Consider the following 19674-nt stretch of genomic DNA (forward strand, 5'->3'; position numbering starts at 1 on the left):
TCGTACTCCGCTCGTAGCATGACGTGGCGAGTCGGCAGCCCAACGTGAGGACGCGATGGAGATCGACGAGATTGACACGCTGCGCCGCAACAGCGCGGCCTGGCGACTGCTGCGAGCCGACAACGCCGCGCTGATCCTGTACTTCCTCGGCAAGGCATTCACCGAGCAGAACCTCCGCTCGATCGCAGCACCCGACCTGGCCAGTCAACTCGACGGCGAACTCGCTGCCATCAACGAGCGGGCCGGTGAAGTCCTGTATCCCCGGCCGGCGAAGGCCTATCTCGAGGACTGGGCCCGCCCGGACGCCGGATGGCTGCGCAAGTTCTACCCGCCCGGCTCGGACGAACCGCACTTCGATGCCACACCGGCGGTCGAGAAGGCCCTGACCTGGGTGCGGTCGCTGCCGAGCCGCAGTTTCGTGGGCACGGAGTCGCGGCTCAACATCGTGTTCGACCTGCTGCGCCAGCTCGCCTTTGGCACCGAGACCGACCCCGAGGCACGTCTTGAGGAGCTCTACCGGCGGCGTGCCGAGATCGACGCCGAGATCAGCCGAGTACTGGCCGGCGACATCCCGATCATGGATTCGGCCGCGCAACGCGACCGGTACCAGCAGCTGACGATCACCGCTCGCGGTCTGCTCGCCGACTTCCGCGAGGTGGAGGCGAACTTCCGAGCCCTTGACCGTGATCTGAGGGAGAAAGTGGCGCTCTGGCAGGGCTCCAAAGGCGCGCTGCTCGACGACGTGCTCGGCAGCCGCAGCGCCATCACCGACTCTGATCAGGGCCGCAGCTTTCACGCCTTCTACGACTTCCTGCTGTCCGCGCAACGGCAGAGCGAACTGGCCGAACTGCTGCAGCGGGTGCACCAGCTGGAGACCATTGACGACCCGGACCCGCGGCTGCGCCGCATCCACCATCACTGGCTGGACGCCGGCGAGCGCACCCAGGCCACCGTCCGGCTGCTCAGCGAACAACTGCGCAAGTTCCTCGACGACCAAGTGTGGCTGGAGAACCGCCGGGTCATGGACGTGCTGCACAGCATCGAAGCCCGGGCGCTGGCCCTGCGGGATTTGCCGGCCGACACGTTCGTCATGGAGATCGACGCGGCGGCACCGGTCATCAACCTGCCCATGGAACGGCCGCTGTACCGGCCCGGTAACCGGGCCGTCCTCGACAGCTCCGTACCGGAGGGCCCGGACGACGAGCAGGTCGACGTGTCTGCCCTCTTCGAACAGGTCTATGTCGATCCTGGCCGCCTGCGAGCGGCGGTTGTCCGGGCGTTGCGGCACGAGACCCATGTCGAACTGCCCGACGTCATCGCCGAGCAGCCGTTGGAGCAAGGACTCGCCGAACTGGTCACCTATCTGACCTTGACCGACCCCAGCTTCGACACCGTCTTCGATGAAGGCCACCAGCAGCACATCACCTGGCTCGACAACGACGGCCGCAGCCGGCGAGTTCACCTACCCCGAGTGATCTTCACCCGGGCCGCCGCCGGGCAGGTGAACGTCGCATGAGCACCCGCCCCGCTGACGAAGCACCCAACCTGTCCATCGCCGTCACCCACCTGCTCAAAGGCGTCGTCTACCGCGACACCCAGGAGGTCGCCTGGCGGCACCTGCTGCAGCTGCAATCCCAGGTCCGTGACCACTTCACAGTGATCGGCCTGGTCGCGGAGATCGACGAGACCGAGGGATATGCCTACCTGCGTTCCCGCCTCGACGACCCCGCCGAGGACTCACCGATCCCGCGGCTGATCGCTCGCCGGCAACTGTCCCTGCACGTCAGCGTTCTACTCGCCCTGCTCCGCAAGAGGCTGGCCGAGTTCGACGCCGCCGGGGCAGAAACCCGGCTGATCCTGACCCGTCAGCAGATCATCGACATGCTCACCCTCTTTCTTCCCCGCACCAGCACCGACGCCCGGCTCATCGACCAGATCGACACCCACATCACCAAAATCATCGACATGGGGTTCCTGCGCCGGGTCAACGACACCGAGACCAGCTTCGAGGTACGCCGCATCGTGAAAGCCTTCGTCGACGGGCAATGGCTCAGCGACCTCGACGCTCGGCTCGCCGACTACGCCGCCCAGTTCGCTGGGCCCGTCGCGGAGGACACCCTGTGACCGAGCAGCTGCCGGCAGGTCCCGGCTTCCGGCTCCAGCGCCTCGAAGTCCGCAACTGGGGTACCTTCCACGACCGGATCTGGACCTTCGACCTCGGCGGAGCCAACGCCCTGCTCACCGGCGACATCGGCTCCGGCAAGTCCACCCTGGTCGATGCCCTCACCACGCTGCTCATGCCGGCAAACAAGATCGCCTACAACCGCGCCGCCGGAGCCGAAGCCCGCGAACGGACGCTGCGCTCATACGTCCTGGGCTACCACAAGTCCGAACGCAACGAGGACACCGGCAGCTCACGCCCGGTCGCCCTACGCCGCGGCAGCTGCTACTCCGTCATCCTGGCCGTATTCACCAACACGGCCACCGGCGCCACCGTTAGTCTGGCCCAGGTGTTCTGGCTTCACGACGGCAACTCCGGGCCGCCGGAACGCTTCCACCTCGTCGCGGACCAGGCACTGTCGATCAGCGCTGACTTCTCCGACTTCGGCACGGAGATCAAAACCCTCAAACAGCGGCTTCGGGCAGCTGGTGCCAAGCCGCATGATCACTTCACCGACTACGGGAAAGACTTCCGCCGTCGCCTCGGCATCGCCTCTGAGCAGGCCATGGATCTGTTCCACCAGACCGTGTCGATGAAAGCCGTCGACAACCTCAACGACTTCGTCCGCAGTCACATGCTCGAACCATTCGACACCACCGAACTCATCCGCGGCCTCGTCACCCACTTCGACGACCTCACCAGCGCCCACGAGGCCGTCCTCACCGCCCGCGCACAGATCGAAGCACTCACCCCGCTACTCGCGCACTGCACCACTGCCGAGGAACAGCGGCGCACGATCAAACACCTTGGCAAGCTGCGAACAGCCCTGCCCTACTTCTGCGCCCATGGGAAGGCAACCGCGCTGCAACAGCGCATCACCGTCAACCAAGGACAACACCGGAAACTGAGCGACCAGCACAATCGGCTCGGCAACGAACTCTCCGATGCCCGCGAGCGCAAGTCGGCCCTGGAACTCGAACGAGCCGGGCACGGCGGCGATCGCATCACCGCGATCGAACGCGAGATCAACCAAACCCGCGAACAGCAGAACGAACGACGCCGTCGCGCCGACCAGTTCGCCGACCTTCTTACCCGAGCCGAGTTCGCGTCAGTGGGCGACCTGATGCAGTTCCAGACTCGACGCGCCGAGATCACGGCCAAGGCCGAGGACAGCGAACAGAAACGTGCCCGTTTGCAGGAAGAATTGGGCATCGCCCAATCAGCGGTGAGCGACCTCGGAACGAAGATCAAGGAACTCAACGACGACCTGCTCAGTCTCAAGGACCGGCGCAGCAACATCCCGAGGCCCAGCCTGCTGCTGCGTCAGCGCATGTGCGCCGAGCTGGACCTGGCCGAGGAAGATCTGCCGTTCGCCGGCGAACTCATCCAGGTACGCCAGGACGCCGCCGAATGGGAAGGCGCCGCCGAACGAGTACTGCATGGCTTCGCTGTATCCGTCCTCGTACCCCAGGACCACTATCAGGCAGTCTCCGACTGGATCAACGCCAACCATCTTGGCGGCCGGATCGTCTACTACCGGGTGCCACCACGCGACCTGGCACCTCCAGTCGTACGCCCGCAGACGCTGTTCGCCCGCTTGGAGGTCCGCGAAGGCCCTCTGCAAGCGTGGGTCGAAAACCAGCTCAGCCATCGCGCCGACCACGTATGCGTTGACACCATGGCCGACTTCCGGCGCCAGGAACGCGCCATCACCCGGGCCGGGCAGATCAAGGGCGGAGGCGGACGACACGAAAAAGACGACCGGCGTCGCATCGACGACCGGACTTCGTACGTCCTCGGGTGGAGCAACGAACTGAAGGTCCAGGCGATCATGACGCAGGCAGTCGCGTTGACGAAGACCTACACCGAGGCGCAAGGCAGCCGCAACCGGATCGCGCAGGACGCGAAGAAGAATTCCGACCTGGCACTCATCCTGTCTCAGCTGACTGTGTTCACCGACTACACCGACCTCGACTGGCAGCGCTGCGCGTCACGCATCGTCGACCTGACCAACGAACGCCGCAACCTGGAGAACTCCTCCGGCCAGCTGCAACGCATCGCCGCCGACCTCGAGTTGGTGGCGAAACTGATCAAAGGTCACGAAGAGCTCCAAGAGCAGCTGTCGCGAAAGATCGGAGGCTTCAACAACCAGATCGACACCGACAAGGGCCTACTGGCATCGGCGCAGGGCACGACGGCGGAACCACAATTCGCCGAGGCGCAGCAATACTTCACCGACATCAGCGAGTTGGTGGCTGGCGCGCCGGCCACCACACCAGAACAGTACGACCGGCTCGCGAGCAACACCGAGCGCCGCCTGAATGAGAAGCGCGAACAAGCCGACGATGCGCTCGGCAAGGCCCGGGAGCTAGCCGTACGCGCGATGACCAACTTTCGGCGCAGCTATCCCCAGCTCACCAAAGAGATGGACGACTCCCTCGAAGCCACATCCGAGTACCGCGCGTTACACCAGCGGCTGGCCGACGACGACCTTCCCCGCTTCGAGAACGAGTTCAAGCAGTACCTGAACACCAACACGATCCGCGAGATCGCCTCGTTCAACTCCCAGCTCAACCGGCAGAGCGAACTGATCCGCGACCGCATCGACACGATCAACCAATCTCTGGTCGACATCGACTACAACGACGGCCGCTACATCCGCCTCGAAGTGCATCCGACAGTGAGCACCGACATCCGTGACTTCCGGACCGAACTACGTGCCTGCACCGACGACTCGCTCAACCCTGACGACACCGACCAGTATTCGGAGCGCAAGTTCCTTCAGGTCAAGCAGCTCATCGAACGGTTCCGCGGCCGGGAAGGGCACACCGACGCCGACAAGAACTGGACCCGGCGCGTCACCGACGTCCGCAGCTGGTTCACGTTCTCGGCATCCGAACGATGGCGCGAGGACGACACCGAACACGAGACCTATACCGACTCCGGCGGCAAGTCAGGCGGGCAGAAGGAGAAACTCGCCTACACCATCCTGGCCGCCTCGCTGGCCTACCAATTCCGCCTCGACGACCCGGCCGGCGCCGACCACACCTTCCGCTTCGTCGTCATCGACGAAGCGTTCGGTCGCGGCTCCGCCGAATCCGCCGACTACGCTCTCAAACTGTTCCAGCGCCTGGGCCTGCAACTGCTCATCGTGACACCGTTGCAGAAGATCCACGTCATCGAACCATTCGTCAACGCCGTCGGCTACGTCGACAACCCGCGCGGCGACAACTCCCGCCTGCACTGCATGACCATCGAGGAATACCGGGTGCGGCAACTGGCCCACCTCCAGGGCAAACTCTCAGCCTTCGAGACTGAGCACGTCGCGTGAGCGCGACGAGATCGTGGTCGGAACCCGCCGACATCATCGGCCAGTTGCGGCGCCGCTGGGAACGCGGCGACTTCCTCACCAACCTCGCCACCGGCATCGCCTGGGCGCCGGTCGACGTCGCGATCCGCACGCCTACGGCCGGCGACGTCGCCCACCGATTCACCGACGTCCAGGAATGGGTCACCAGGTGGCGAGCAGCTGAGAACGGCAACCTGCGGCTCGACTTCAAAACGATCGGCGGCCGGATCGCCGGGAGCAACCGCCTGCCCTGCCGAGCCTGGATCGACACACCACAACAACTCTGGGCGCTGCTCGCCGTCACCGGCAAAGTACGACGGTTCATGGACCTGGTGGCCTACACCCAGGATGCCGCGCCGGCACTGTTAGAGCTGATCGCCACGCAGCCGATCAGAGTGCTGTCCTACGAGACGGACTGGATGCGGCTGGTCACCACAGCCCTCTGGATCGAAGCGCACGCGAACGCGGATACCTACCTGCGACAGGTGGACGTTCGCGGCGTCGACACCAAATACATCGAGCAGAACCGGGCCATACTCGCTGCCATCCTCGACCGGCTCCTGCCTGAGCAACGGATCGACCCGACGCAGCCGCCGGCCAACTTCGCTGCGCGCTACCGGATGCGCACCAAACCCGCCTACGTCAGGACGCGACTGCTCGACCCGCCCCCAGGGACCGCGTTCACCGAGCTGACCGTACGAGCCGACGAACTGGCCCTTCATCCACCAACCGCCAGAACAATCATCGTCGTCGAGAACGAAATTACGTTCCTCGCACTCCCATACGTGCCGAACACCGCGGCCATCCTCGGCGGCGGATACGCCGTACCCGTACTGAGGGCACTCCCGTGGCTGTTCGAGCGCAAACTGATCTATTGGGGGGACCTCGACACACACGGCTTCGCCATCCTCGATCGGCTTCGCCGTTCATTTCCGCATGTCCGGTCAATGCTGATGGACCGAGAAACGCTACTGGCCCACGAGGAGCACTGGGGCATCGAACCGACTCCAGCCGCTGCGAGCCTGCCCGACCTGGATGCCGACGAAGCGGCCCTCTACCGTGACCTCGTTCACCAAGTACTCGGCGAACGCGTGCGGCTGGAGCAGGAACGTATCGGATTCTCAGCCGTCACCCGGGCGCTCGCCTCGCTTGACGACATCGCCTGACGACGTAGCGTTGCCGAGGCTTGTTGGAGCTTGGACTCGCTGAGGAGGAGAGCACGCCCAGGCGCGACCTTTCGTCAAGCCCAACTCCCCTCCGCGCTCTGTCACCGATGTGTGATCGGCAGCTTCCTGTCGTCGGGGCACGGTAGCTCCCGATGTCCTGGCACCACGTTGCCGGCCCACCGTCTCCGGGCGGGTGTGATCTTCCGGATCCGTTGCCGACCTCATTCAGTGGTCGATCCCCAGGCGGAGCCCCACGGCGGACCGGCGCAATAGAGCAGATGACCGCTCAGCCAGTCCAGCACCTCCAGCGGCAGACCAGCGGGCCGATTCAGCAGGGCTGCAGCCAGGTCGCCCACCGATCCCACCACGGCGGGCATCGTCCGCAACGCCTCGTGGCCGTAGCCGTCGTGCCAGGCCGGATGAGCAGGATCGCTGAGTAGCACCTCGATTCGGCCCACGATCACCGGCCACCGCGGCATGCCCTTGTGGCTGTCCCCGTACGTCACCGCGGACGGGATCAAATACAGCTGAAGCGGATCAGGAACACAGGTATGCCGGTGGAGGCTGATGAGAACGTTGATCTTTTGCTTGACGTGCCGTCGGTACTGCCCCAGAAACCCATATCCGAGATCGCTGAGAGTCCGGCCGCCCGTTCCCGCCCACGGCCGTGACCGGTCGAGTAGATGATCCTCGAAGCCGAGCAGGCCAGCGCAACGATCGTCGCTGGCCAGTGCCGCCACCGCAGCCGAATGCAATTCGGTGGACTCGGCGAACATCGCAGCATCGCTCGGCCCACGTCGACCGGCGTGCATATCTTCAACCGGGCCGTTACGCCAGACATCGATGACCAGACCGACCGCCGCCGCGCTCAGCGTGGCCTCATCGCCGACGATGCCACCACGCTCACAGCACTCTGCGTGCATCTCGTCCAGCCGCGACAACCGTCCACAATTCTCGGCCAACCCACTGCACGTCGAACCGCTCGTCGCGCCACGAGCCATGTCCTGGTCCTGAACCGCCGCCATGCGCGAACGTTACCCGGCAGATGGTGTGCTGGAAGGTCCGGCAAGGAGCGTGGCCGCCGCAGCCTGTCAGATCAGCACCCGGCATCCAGCCAAGATCAATTGATGGTTAGAGTTCCGTCGCAACACGACGGACGGAAGGCGACAACCCCAACGTGGCCGCGGCACGGCTGAACAGCGAACTCGACCCCTGGCTGCACCAACGGCCCAGCGCCCGGTTGCGGGGTCCACGAAATAACCCGCCGAGACCGGCCGAACTCCGATTCGCGTTCTACGGGAGAGTCTCCACCGAAGACCGGCAAGAACCCGCCGCCTCCCGGCAATGGCAACGCGAAGTCGCCACCCAAACCATCGCCACCGCCGGCACCGTCGTCGCCGACTACTTCGACATCGGCTGCTCCCGCAGCATCCCCTGGCACAACCGGCCGCAAGCCGCAGCTCTGCTCGACGCGCTCGCCGACCCGAACCGGGGCTTCGACGCGATCATCGTCGGTGAGTCCGACCGTGCGTTCAGCGGCACCCAACTCCAGCAGATCCTGCCGATCCTGCACCGCCACGGCGTCGCCGTGTGGCTGCCGGAACTCGACGGACCGTTGGACCCGCACAACCCGGTCCATCAGGTTCTCGTGCTGATGCTCGGCCACGACGCCCGACAGGAAGTCCTGCGCGCCCGGCACCGCACCCTGACCGCCATGCGGGTGCTGGCCCGCGACGAAGGCCGCTACCTCGGCGGCCGCGCACCCTACGGCTACCGCCTCGTCGACGCCGGCCGACACCCCAACCCGCTGCACGCCCGCTGGGGCCGACGCCTGCGACGCCTGCACCCGGACCCGGCCACCGCCCGCCACGTCCGCTGGATCTTCAAACAGCGGCTGGCCGGCCACAGCCGCCCCGCGATCGCCGCCATGCTCACGGCGCGCGGCATCCCCTGCCCATCAGCGACCGATCCCGCCCGCAACCCGCACCGCACCGGCATCGAGTGGAGCCCGCGCGCGGTCGACACGATCCTGGCCAACCCGCGCTACACCGGCCGCCAGGTCTGGGACCGACAGAGCATCGTGCACCACGAGACCAGCCCCGGCGCCCGGCACACCGGCAAACCCCCGACCCGGCGGACCAACACCCGCGACCAGTGGGTAGTCTCCGGCGCCCGGGCGCACCCGGCACTGATCAGCGACGCGACGTTCGTGGCCGCGCAGCGGGTGTCGGCGATCGCGACGCCCGAAGACGGTCAGGAACACTGCTATCTGCTGGTGGGCCTGGTGTTCTGCGGGCTGTGCGGGCGCCGGGCGGAGCCGCAGTGGGCCAGCGGCCGGGCCGCGTACCGGTGCCGGCACGGGCGCCGCGGGAAACGCGCCGTGGACTCGCCGCTGCCGTTCTACGCCCGCGAGGACGCGCTTCTTGCGGCGGCGGCCGTCGAGCTCGACGCGTGGACCGGCGAGGGCCAGCAGCTGGGGGATCCCGACGCGGTCGCCGACTATCTCCGCGCCCAGGACCTCGCCCTGCGCTGCACCCGCGACGCTGTGGTGGTGGAGGGGGAGTTGCCCGACCAGCTGACGATCCCAGGCCTCTTCAGCGTCGATCCCGCGGATTGCATCGGCACTTTTGAGGACCGCGTTCCGCAACGATCACGGCCGCTGCAAAGATCGACTTCTGAGGTGTGCCTTGAACAAGAAGAAATCCCGCCACAAAATGACGGGATTGACTCCTGCTAAGACCCCAAGAAAACCTTAGGGGTTTACGTGTCCGGAGGGGGACTTGAACCCCCATGCCCTTGCGGGCACTAGCACCTCAAGCTAGCGCGTCTGCCATTCCGCCACCCGGACTTGCTCGCCTAAGCCTAGCGGCATCCCCGACCCGGGTTCCACCTGGGTCTTGGCTGCCTCGTCGGCCTGACAGGTGAGAACAGTACACGGTCCCCGGAGGACCTTGTGGGAGGGGGTGGGTGAGGGGACATTGCGGGGCATATTGGCGGTAACAGGGATCTGGCCTGGTGTCTCAGGGGAGGAGCGGGCAGCATGGCGGGGTGTCCCACCCCTCCCCGTTGACTCCGGCCCTGGAAAGGGCGCACTCGCTGGTCGCCGCTGGTGATCTCGCGGGGGCGTCCGAGCTGCTGGAACGTGCTATTGAAATCGGTCAGGCGACGCTTAGTCAGGACGATCCTGACGTGTTGGCGACGCAGCGGGAACTGGCGGCGGTGCACCATCAGCGGGGGGATGCGGCGGCGGCTCGCCAGGTGCTGGAGACGGCATATCAGGCGGGGCGGTTCAGCCTGGGTGACGACGATCCGCTGATGCTGCAGATCTCCTATGACCTCGGGGTGGTCGCGGAAGAACTGGGGCGGCGAGACGAGGCGCGGGAGGCGTTCGGCCGGGTGGCCGATCACGGGCCGATGATGCTCGGAGTGGGGCACTGGGCGGTGACTCGTGCACAGGCCTATCTCGGACAGGACCCGACCACGCCGTTCCGGGTGGAGCCGGCTCACCGGATGCCGCAGGGCGGCCTGTCCATCCCGACCGTGCCCGCGCAGCAGCCGCTGGTCACCCCACCCGACGCGCAGCCGACAGTCACCTGGCCGGCGCCGCCCGCCCCGGGCCACCCGTGGTCTTCACCACAGCCCGTGACGGACCAGCCTCCAACACCGGCTCCGGCCCACCCCCAGCAAATCCCGGCTCAGCCGACCCCGGCTCAGCCGATCCCAAGTCAGCCGATCCCGGAACGGCCTCAATCAGTCCCGGGCCAGCCGCGGCAAGAAACCGCCTGGGAACAGCAGCCGAGCCACGCTGACCAGCACCCTCGGACGCTTCCCGCGCCTGCTGAACTGCCGGCCTGGCTCCAGAAACCCGAGCAGCCGCACACCGTGACGCGATCGCCCGCGGACACCCAGCCGCCGGCCGCGCCCCAGCCACACCAAGCGATTCCGGCGCAGCGGCAGCCGGAAGCGGACCTGCGCAAACCGCCTACGCAGCCGAGCGACTCCGTGCTACCCCCGCCGCCCGCCACGCTTTTTCCCCCGGCGAATGCCAAACCGGAACACCCGGACACCACGGCACCTAACCAGCCGGAGGAGCAGTCACAAACCGGTCCGAACCGCCCGGAACCGTCGGTCACCCCGGCCCAGCCGGTGCACGACGCGCACATAACACCGAGCCAGTCGGAAGCAGCACAGAAGCCCGAAACCGCCTCGACCGATCGGGAGACGTTCCGGCCGGAGTCGCCGTGGGGCCCGGCGCCGCGAGTGGGCAAGGAGCCGACGGAGACGCCGTTCCAGCAGGTCAAGCCGGGGGTCTTCGGCATGCCTCAGGGCGCGGAGGCTGAGGCACCACCTGCGCTCTACCACCGTGGGTCCAACGACGCGGTGGTCGTCCAGCGCCCCGATCCGGTGATCATGCCGCTCCGCCCGGAGCCCGGGCCCCAGGCCCGACCCGATGCGGTAACCGGAGGCGATCCGGTTTCGGGTCAGAGCATTTTTCCCGTACGCCCTGAGCACCCTCCCGTGGCACGACCAGAATCGGTCACCCCGGGCGTGTCGGCCCCGAGCCACCCGGTCGCCCCGGTCACCCCGGAACCCATCAGCCCGACCGTCCCCGATCGAGTGATGGAGCCCGCGCCGACCGACTCCACAGCAGTCAGGCCCGCGCACCCAGATCCCACGGATGCCGAACCCGTGCACCCGGAGCCGGTCGAGCCTTTGCACCCGGAGCCCGCCCCGGGCCCATGGAGTGGTGAGCCCCACACCAGGCACCCGCAGCCGCCTCTGGACGCACCCACGGCGAAGCAGCACATCATCGAGCAGCCGCCTGCCGAGGAAGAGCCGGCCGCCGACAGGCCGGTTGCGGCGCAGCAGCCAGGCGTCTACGGAACCGGCGGAGGCTCGGACCGCCCGGTCAGCGGAACGAACGGCGACGCCCAGCACCCGATCAGCGGTGTGCCGGGCGTTTACCAGGGTGGCGACGTCCAGCACCCGATCAGCGGCGTGCCCGGCGTCTACCAGACCGACGCCCCGCAGCCCCCGATCAGCAGCCCGCCGGGTGTCTACCGCACCGGCGACATCCCGCACCAGACGAGCGCCCCCACCCACCCCGCTCCCTACCAACCAACCCAACCGGGCGTCTACCAGCAAGACCCCTCGCCGGCACCCCAGTACGGGCCGGCCGCCACCCACCCAGCGCACGGCGGCTACCAGCAGACCGACTCACCCGGCATCTACCAGCAGCAACCCCAGCAGGGCGCGCACCAGCCAGGCGTCTACCACCAGAGCTACGGCGGCGCCTGGCAGCACGGTCCCGCCGCCAGCCACACGCCCGCCGTGCCCACCGCGTACGAAAAGAGTGAGGAACCGGCGGCGACCCGGAAGCGGGGGATGGCTCTGTTCGCGGTGATCGCCGCGACCATCGCGGCGGTCGTCGCGGTGGTGGCGATGGTCTACACGCTGGCGCAGAACACCCGGACGGGTGAGGAAGGCGACACCGGCGGGGGCGCGCCGACGCTGGCCGGCGACCCGCCGACGGCAGTCAAGCTGGCCGACAACGGCACCACCATCGACGTCTCCTGGCACGATCCGGCGAACGCGACGGCGAGCTTCATGGTGACCATGGCGCACCCGGGTGAGCAGTTGAAACCGGTCAGCACGGTGGGGCCGGGGCAGACCTCGCGGCGGATCGAGGGGCTCAGCCCGAAGCTCGAGTACTGCTTCGCCGTGGTGGCCGTTTATGCGACAGACAAATTCGCCACTTCGCCGCAGGTTTGCACCGATCGCGGCAAAAAGTGATCTAGCTGGTTGTCCACAGGCGGGAACGGTGGGTATCGACGCCCGCCGCGATCCCCCTATGATGGCCTGCGTCCTGGACGCCGAAGCTTCGCCGAACGGGGGGACAACCTCAGTGAGCAGCGCAGACGCCGCGCCGATCGAGGCTCGCAAGCGCCGGTTACCCAGTCGTGGCTATCTCGTCACGATCGGTACCGTGCTGGCGCTCACCGCGGGCCTCGGCCTGACGGTGCTCGGGCTGGGCGCCGCCGACGAGGCGGTGGCCAGCTTCGACGCGGCCTCCTGGGTGTGGAGCCGGGGCAAGGGTGAGGTGTCCCGGGTCAACGGCGTGACCGCCAAGATCGACACCCGGGTGGACATCGGGCAGGCCCGCGGGCACAGCCTCGAGGTCAGCCAGAGCGACCGGTTCGTGATCCTGCGGGACGTCAACACCGGCGCGGTCGCCTCGATGGACCTGACCCAGCTGCAGGCGTTCTGGAACCAGCAGACCGCCCCGGGCGTCGGCGTGAGCGTGGCGCTGCACGACGACTCGGCGTTCGTCGTCGACTCGGTGCAGGGCAAGGTGCAGCAGGTCGACCCGGCCAGCCTGCAGGCGATCGGACAGCCGATCAGCTTCCCGCCGGGCATCACCGGCGGCGCCTTCGACGGCAAGGGCCGGCTCTGGATCGTGGTGCCCAGCGAGGGCACCGCGACCGCGATCACCCCCGCGCCGAAACCGTCCGAGGGCAACGGCGGGCAGGGCGGCAGCGCCACCGGCGAGCCGCGGCGGGTGCGCACCGAGTCGGTCGGCGGTGCCAGCCACGACTTCAAGATGACCACGCTGGACGACGGCATCGCGGTCCTCGACCGCACCACCAACGAGCTGTCCCGGGTCACCGACGCGCCCACCACGCGCACCACCCTGCCACTGACCGGGCCGGGCACGCTGCCGGCGCACACCGACGGCACCACCGTCACGGTCACCGTGCCGGACTCGCGCCAGGTCCTCGGTGTGGACCCGCAGGGCGCGCTGAAGGCGACCTTCACCGTGCCCGCCGGCCCGACCCGGTCCGACCTGCAGCCCGCGGTCTCCTGGGAGGGCTTCTACTACGTCGCCGACAACGACGGCGGCACGGTGCACGTCTTCGACCAGGCCGGTCAGGAGCAGAAACCGATCACCTTCGACCACCCGGGCGGCTCGCTGGAGCTCGAGGTCCGGGAGAACTATCTGTTCATCAACGCGCCCGGCTCGCCGGTCGCCCAGGTGGTGGACAACCAGCACGGCGTCCGGCCGGTCGACAAGTATGCCGACGACGTGCTGGGCGGTGACCCGCCGCCGGTCAAGACGCCGCCGGCCAAGACCGAGCCCAAGCACAAGCGAAAGCCGCAGAAACCGCAGGTCAGCAGGCCCGGCCCGCCGCGCAACGTGAAGGCCGCGGCCGGCAACGCCGAGGCCCGGGTGACCTGGCAGGCGGCCGCCGACAACGGCGCGCCGATCACGAAGTACGTGGTGGCCGGCGCCGGCAAGACGTTCCAGGTCGGCGCGGACCAGCGGTCGCTGGTGGTGACCGGGCTGACCAACGGCGAGACGTACCAGTTCGAGGTGCACGCGGTGAACGCCAAGGGCGACGGGCCGACCCGGTCCAGCAACCCGGTCAAACCGACGGCCGAGGTGCCGGATCCGCCGGGCACCCCGGTCGCCGAGGCCAAGCCGGACGGCTCGGTGACGGTGACCTGGCCGGCGGCGAACGGGCAGGGCCTGGCGATCGAGCGCTACACGGTGACAGCGGTCACCGAGGGCGGCACCGCGCCGATCGGCGACACGAAGGAGCCGTCGCTGACGATCCCGGCCGGCCAGCTGGAGTACGGCAAGCAGTACGCGTTCACCGTCGTCGCCGTCAACGAGCGTGGCGCCGGGTCGAAGGCGTCGGCGGTGAGCAACAGCGTCGTGCCGTTCACCAAGCCCGGCAAGCCGGAGAACGTCGAGGCGGCCACGGTCAGCGACAAGGCCGGCACCATCAAGGTCACCTGGGCGGCACCGGCCGACAACGGCCGCGCGATCAGCAAGTACGTGGTGAAGGCCGGTGACAAGAGCACCGACGTCACCGACGGGACCGCGGTGACCCTGGACGGCTTCGGGGCGGGCGAGAGCGTGACAGTCGACGTGGTCGCGGTGAACGAGGGTGGTGAGAGCGAGGCGGGGTCGGCGACGGCCAGCACGGTGGCCAAGCCGACGATCACCGTCACCGGGGTGGACACCACGTTCAACACGGCGACCGTCGGGCTCGCGGTGGACGCCGGTGGCGGCCAGGTCACCTGTGCGCTGACCGTGTCCGGCGGGACCGGCTCGGACGGCAGCTGCAACAGCCTCAAGGCCACCGGGCTCGCGCCGAGCACCAAGTACACGTTCACGGTGAAGGCGTCCAACGCGGCGGGCGAGGTGAGCAAGGCCGCGACCGGCACCACCGCGGATCTCTACGGCACCGCGACCTGCATCAACGGGTCCACCGGCGACCAGCGGACGTACTGCGACAAGGACGTCGACGGCCGCAACGGCAACGAGATCTTCGAGATCACCCAGCAGAAGAACGCCAGGCAGGCGGGCTGGGTGGAGAACGGGACGCGCCTGCTGGCCTACTGCAAGGCCAAGGGCGACGACGTGGATTCGTACGTCTACAACAACCACAAGCAGAGCACCTGGTGGGTGCAGGTGGCGTACAAGGGGAAGAACTACATCCCCTGGGCGTGGCTGAACCTGGACGGCGGCGACGACATCAACGTGCTGCCGACGTGCTAGTGAGGAACAACTGGTGACCCCCGAACCGCTGCCACCGTCGTACGTCTCCGGCTTCGCCCAGGTCGCCGGCCAGCTCGCCGATCGGATCGGCGCTGTCGTGCTGGGCAAGCCGGAGGTCGTCCGGCTGGCTCTGACGGCGCTCTTCGCGCAGGGCCACGTGCTGCTCGAGGACGTCCCCGGGGTCGGCAAGACGACGCTGGCACGCGCCCTGGCGGCGTCCATCCGCGGGCAGTGGCGACGCATCCAGTTCACCCCGGACCTGCTGCCCTCGGACGTCTCCGGCGTCACCATCTTCAACCAGAACAGCCGGGCGTTCGAGTTCCACCCCGGCCCGGTGTTCGCCAACATCGTCATCGCCGACGAGATCAACCGGGCCTCGCCGAAAACCCAGTCGGCGCTGCTCGAGGTGATGGAGGAGCGCCGGGTCACCGTCGACGGCGTGCCGCATCCGGTGCCGCAGCCGTTCCTCGTGGTCGCCACCCAGAACCCGGTCGAGATGGACGGCACCTACCGCCTGCCCGAGGCGCAGCTGGACCGCTTCCTGGTCAAGCTGTCGGTCGGCTACCCCGACGAGCAGGTGGAGATCGAGGTGCTGCGCGGCGCCGCGACCCGCTCGCCGGACACCCTGGAGCCGGTCACCGACACCAACACCATCGGCGAGATGGTCAAGATGGCGCTTCAGGTCCATGTCGCCGACCCGCTTTACGCGTACGCCGTCCGCCTGGCCGCCGCGACCCGCAACCACCCGCAGGTCCGCGTCGGCGTCAGTCCCCGCGGCGTGATCGCGCTGACCCGCGCGGCGTGCGCCTACGCGCTGATCAACGGCCGCGGTTACGTGCTGCCCGAGGACCTGAAAGCGCTGGTCGAGCCGGTCTTCGCGCACCGCGTGCTGCTGTCGCCGGACGCCCAGCTGCGTGGGGTCACCGCCACCGAGGTGCTCGCCGACGCGATCGGCGCGGTGCCGGTCCCGCTGCCGGCCGGCACGTGACCGCTCGCGGCATCGGCCTGCTGGTCGCCGCGGTCGCGCTGCTCGCCGCCGGCTTCACCTTCGGCTATCCCGATCTCGCCCTGCTCGGCGCGGCCGCCGTGGTGGCGGCCGGGTGCGCGGTGGCGTTCGCGTTCTGGCGGCCGCGGCTGGGCGTGCGGCGGGTCGCCGAGCCGGACCGGGTGGCCCGCGGCGAACCGGCCCGGATGCGGCTCACCGTGAGCAACACCAGCAGGCTGCGGGCGGCCAGCATGATCGCCACCGACCGCTGTGGCGGCACCGCCGTCCCGGTCCCGCTGCTGCGGCTGCGGCCCGGCAAGGACACCACAGTCGAGTACCCGGTGCCGACCAGCCGCCGTGGCATCGTCCCGATCGGCCCGCTGCGGGTGACCCGTGGCGACCCGCTCGGCCTGGTCACCCTCGCGCGCACCTACGGCGACGTGGCGACGGTCTGGGTGCACCCGCGGATCCACCTGCTGCGGGCCACACCGGCCGGGATGGCGCGCAGCCTGGACGGCCGGATCGACAAGGTGCCGCACGGCACCATCACGTTCGACGCGCTGCGCGAATACGTGGTCGGCGACGAGCTGCGCCGGGTGCACTGGCGCAGCTCGGCCAAGGTGGGCGAGCTGATGGTCCGGGAACAACTGGACACCTCGGAGCCGACGATCGTGGTGCTGCTCGACGACCGGGACACCGCCTATCCGGATCCGGAGGCGTTCGAGTCGGCGTGCGAGGCGGCCGCGTCGATCGTCGCGGCGGCGGTGCGCGAGGACCTGCCGGTCGGGCTGCACCTGGTCACGTCGGTGGCCACCGGCCCCTACCTGGACGTGCTCACCGAGGTCTCACTGGCCGGCGGCGACCTGGAGGCGACGTTGCGGCGGCTGCGGGCGCAGCGGCTCGGCGACACCCTGGTCTTCCTCACCGGGCCGGGCGGGCGTGCCGACCTGGGCACTGTCAGCTCGCTGCGCGGCACCTACCCGGTGGTGCTGGCCGGGCTGTTCGGTGACCGGGACGCCGCGCCGGTGGCCGGCGACCGGATGATCGTCATCGAGGCCGCTGACGGGTCCGAGTTCGCCGCCGCCTGGGACGGGGTGCGCGGATGGTGAGAGTTCTGCGCGCGGCGGTGGTCCCGGTCGCGCTGATCGGCATGCTGGCCCTGTCCGGGGTCGTGCTCGGCCGGATCTACGCCGACGACCTGCTGTTCCGGCTGGTCGCGGGTGCGGCGCTCGGCTCGATCGGCGCCGGGCTGGCGACCCGGCGGCTGCCGTCGTGGAGCGCGGCGCCGGTGTCGGCGGTGCTGCTCGCCGGGTACACGGCAATCGCCTTGACGATCGCGGCCGGGCACGCCGGGGTGACCACGCCGTTTCCGGCGATGGTGCGCGAGGCGCTGGAGAACGGCATCCCGCGGCTGCTGACCGCGATGATCCCGGTGGAGTCCACACCGGACACCGTGGTGGTCCCGGTGGTGGCCACCTGGCTGGCCGGCCTGGCGGCGGCCGAGGTCGGGGTGCGGGCCCGGCGGGTGTTGCTGGGTTCGCTCACGCCGGTGCTGCTCTACGGCGCCGCGCTCTACGTGGTGGGGCCGAACGCGGGCGCGGCTGTCGGGCCGACCCTCGGGTTCGCGGCGCTGGTGGTGATCGCGCTGGCCGTGTCGACGAAGCAGCCGGACCAGGCGTACCCGGAAATGTCTGGGAAAATGCGGGCCCGGTCACTGGTCGGCGCGGCAGGCGGGCTGGTCGCGGTGCTCGGCCTGGGAGCGGTCGTCGGGCCGTGGATCAGCGGCCAGGTCGGCGCCGATCCGGTCGACCCGCGCAAGTACGTCGAGCCGCCGCGGGTGGACAGCCTCGACGAGAGCCCGCTGAACCGGATCTCCGGCTGGATGCTCGCCCCGAAACAGCAGCTCTTCGCCTACCAGCCGGAGACCGCGCCGACCGGCAAGTCACCGACCGTGAAGGTGCGGCTCGCGGTGCTCTCCGACTACGACGGCGTGACCTGGAAGGTGGGCGCGGTCTACCGCAACGCCGGCCGGGTGCTGCCCGAGCAGGACGCGCCCACCGGCGCGGAGACAGCCGAGGTACGCCAGCGGATCACCGTGTCCGGGCTGACCGGGCGGCTGCTGCCCGCCGTGGCCACCCCGGCCGAGGTGTCCGGGGCGCGGGTCGCCTACGACGCCGGGACCGGGACGCTGATCCGGCCGGAGGGACTCACCAGCGGCCTGACCTACACGGTCACCTCCCGGGTGCCGACGCCCGACCTGAACATGCTGCCCACCGCGCAGTCCCCGTCGGGCGACGCGGTGGTCCGCTACCTGGCGCTCGGCACCGGCGTGCCGGAGTCCATCGAGCGGCTGGCCGAGCACCTCGCCGACGGCAACGGCGGCTCCTACGACCGTGCCGTCGCGATCGAGCAGTTCCTCGCCGAGCACTACCGGGAGACGCCCGACGCGCCCAGCGGGCACGCCTACCCGAACCTGCAGTACTTCCTGTTCGGGCCGCGCGGCCAGGGTGGCCAGGAAGGTACCTCCGAGCAGTTCGCGGCGTCGTTCGCGCTGCTCGCCCGGCTGACCGGCCTGCCCAGCCGGGTCGTCGTCGGGTTCGAGGCGCCGGCCCGGGGCGGCGAGGTGACCGGCGGCAACGCGGTCGCCTGGCCGGAGGTGCTCTTCGACGGGCTGGGCTGGGTGCCGTTCGACCCGATGCCGACCACCGACGACCCGACGCCTGTCGAGCAGGACTTCACCCCGAAACCGACAACGCCGCCGACCACCCCGCCGCAGACCAGGACGCCGTCGGCAGCGGCGTCCGCGTCGGCACCGGCGGCGATCGCGGTGACCACGAAGGACGGTGGCGTGCCGGCCGGCGTGGTGGCCGGCGGCGCCTCCGGGTCGGTGCTGGCGCTCCTCGGGATCGGGGCGCTGACGGTGATCCAGTTGCGGCGGGCGCAGCGCCGGCGGCGGCTCTACGACGGCAGCCCGGACGATCGGATCGCCGGGGCGTGGCTGGAGTTCACCGACGCGTTGCGGCTGGCCGGGCGGCCGGTGCCGGACCACCTGTCGGCGACCGAGATGGCCGGCTACGCGGCGGATCCGCCGGCACCCCGACGCGGCGGTCTGCTGCGACGGGCGGCTCCGGCGGTGCCATCGGAGGTCGCCGGTTCGGTGGCGACGGTGGAGAGGACCGCCCTGCCGCCGCTCGACGAGCTGGTCAGCGGGTTGAACACGGTCGGGTTCGCGCCGGGTGCCGCCGACTCCGGGCAGGCGGATCGTGCGGGGGCGCAGGCCTTGGCGTACGCGGCAGCCCTCCGCGAACAGCGCCCGTGGTGGCGCAAAGCGTGGTGGAGCGTGCATCCCGGCCCGTTGCGGTGGCATCGCTGACATTTGCCGGGAAATCGGTGTGGCCGAAATCAATGTCCGGCTTGTCCGCTCTGTCGGGTGACAGGGCGACAGTA

Annotated in this window: 11 protein-coding genes and 1 tRNA gene; 10 read left to right on the plus strand and 2 right to left on the minus strand. The window is 69.1% G+C overall.

Annotated features, from left to right (window positions below):
• Nucleotides 1–55: 55 nt before the first annotated feature.
• The 4 genes from Actob_RS11230 to Actob_RS11245 are packed head-to-tail and all read left to right on the plus strand — an operon-like array spanning nt 56 to nt 6676.
• Nucleotides 56–1516: a DUF3375 domain-containing protein gene (locus tag Actob_RS11230; RefSeq protein ID WP_284920023.1), complete on the plus strand. Its 1461-nt coding sequence runs from the start codon at nt 56–58 to the stop codon at nt 1514–1516.
• Nucleotides 1513–2124: a DUF4194 domain-containing protein gene (locus Actob_RS11235; RefSeq protein ID WP_284920024.1), complete on the plus strand. Its 612-nt coding sequence runs from the start codon at nt 1513–1515 to the stop codon at nt 2122–2124. Before Actob_RS11230 ends, Actob_RS11235 begins: the two co-directional genes overlap by 4 nt.
• Nucleotides 2121–5492: an ATP-binding protein gene (locus tag Actob_RS11240; protein WP_284920025.1), complete on the plus strand. Its 3372-nt coding sequence runs from the start codon at nt 2121–2123 to the stop codon at nt 5490–5492. Before Actob_RS11235 ends, Actob_RS11240 begins: the two co-directional genes overlap by 4 nt.
• The gene (locus Actob_RS11245) at nt 5489–6676 is read left to right on the plus strand and encodes a Wadjet anti-phage system protein JetD domain-containing protein (protein WP_284920026.1); all 1188 of its coding nucleotides are present in this window, start codon (nt 5489–5491) and stop codon (nt 6674–6676) included. The genes Actob_RS11240 and Actob_RS11245 overlap by 4 nt, the downstream gene beginning before the upstream one ends.
• A 221-nt stretch (nt 6677–6897) precedes the next feature.
• On the opposite strand, the gene Actob_RS11250 is transcribed toward Actob_RS11245, so the two are convergent.
• Complete coding sequence (locus tag Actob_RS11250) at nt 6898–7701, minus strand: hypothetical protein (RefSeq protein ID WP_284920027.1); 804 nt, start codon at nt 7699–7701, stop codon at nt 6898–6900.
• Nucleotides 7702–7853: 152 nt separating this feature from the next.
• Here Actob_RS11250 and Actob_RS11255 point away from each other — a divergent pair, with 152 nt between their 5' ends.
• Nucleotides 7854–9413, plus strand: coding sequence for a recombinase family protein (locus Actob_RS11255; RefSeq protein WP_284920028.1), 1560 nt, complete (start codon nt 7854–7856; stop codon nt 9411–9413).
• A gap of 28 nt (nt 9414–9441) precedes the next feature.
• Here Actob_RS11255 and Actob_RS11260 read toward each other — a convergent pair.
• A tRNA-Leu gene (locus Actob_RS11260) sits at nt 9442–9524 on the minus strand.
• A 218-nt stretch (nt 9525–9742) separates the two neighbouring features.
• On the opposite strand from Actob_RS11260, the gene Actob_RS11265 reads away from it, so the two are divergent.
• From Actob_RS11265 to Actob_RS11285, 5 genes are all read left to right on the plus strand, one after another.
• Nucleotides 9743–12469, plus strand: coding sequence for a tetratricopeptide repeat protein (locus Actob_RS11265; RefSeq protein WP_284920029.1), 2727 nt, complete (start codon nt 9743–9745; stop codon nt 12467–12469).
• Between the two features lie 61 nt (nt 12470–12530).
• Nucleotides 12531–15242, plus strand: coding sequence for a fibronectin type III domain-containing protein (locus Actob_RS11270; RefSeq protein ID WP_407653700.1), 2712 nt, complete (start codon nt 12531–12533; stop codon nt 15240–15242).
• A gap of 10 nt (nt 15243–15252) precedes the next feature.
• A complete protein-coding gene (locus Actob_RS11275) occupies nt 15253–16230 on the plus strand; it encodes an AAA family ATPase (protein ID WP_284922292.1) in 978 nt (325 codons plus the stop codon).
• Nucleotides 16227–17336, plus strand: coding sequence for a DUF58 domain-containing protein (locus Actob_RS11280; RefSeq protein WP_284920031.1), 1110 nt, complete (start codon nt 16227–16229; stop codon nt 17334–17336). The genes Actob_RS11275 and Actob_RS11280 overlap by 4 nt, the downstream gene beginning before the upstream one ends.
• Nucleotides 17330–19600 carry a DUF3488 and transglutaminase-like domain-containing protein gene (locus Actob_RS11285; RefSeq protein ID WP_284920032.1) on the plus strand — a complete coding sequence of 757 codons (2271 nt, stop codon included), beginning with the start codon at nt 17330–17332 and terminating at the stop codon, nt 19598–19600. The genes Actob_RS11280 and Actob_RS11285 overlap by 7 nt, the downstream gene beginning before the upstream one ends.
• Nucleotides 19601–19674: the final 74 nt, after the last annotated feature.

The sequence above is a fragment of the Actinoplanes oblitus genome, assembly GCF_030252345.1.
In the GTDB taxonomy this organism is placed as follows: domain Bacteria; phylum Actinomycetota; class Actinomycetes; order Mycobacteriales; family Micromonosporaceae; genus Actinoplanes; species Actinoplanes oblitus.

Excerpts from the sequence above, each read along its gene's own strand:
- Actob_RS11285 (WP_284920032.1), top strand. The coding sequence starts at position 17,330 with ATGGTGAGAGTTCTGCGCGCGGCGGTGGTCCCGGTCGCGCTGATCGGC.
- Actob_RS11270 (WP_407653700.1), top strand. The coding sequence starts at position 12,531 with ATGGCCTGCGTCCTGGACGCCGAAGCTTCGCCGAACGGGGGGACAACC.
- Actob_RS11235 (WP_284920024.1), top strand. The coding sequence starts at position 1,513 with ATGAGCACCCGCCCCGCTGACGAAGCACCCAACCTGTCCATCGCCGTC.
- Actob_RS11230 (WP_284920023.1), top strand. The coding sequence starts at position 56 with ATGGAGATCGACGAGATTGACACGCTGCGCCGCAACAGCGCGGCCTGG.
- Actob_RS11250 (WP_284920027.1), bottom strand. The coding sequence starts at position 7,701 with ATGGCGGCGGTTCAGGACCAGGACATGGCTCGTGGCGCGACGAGCGGT.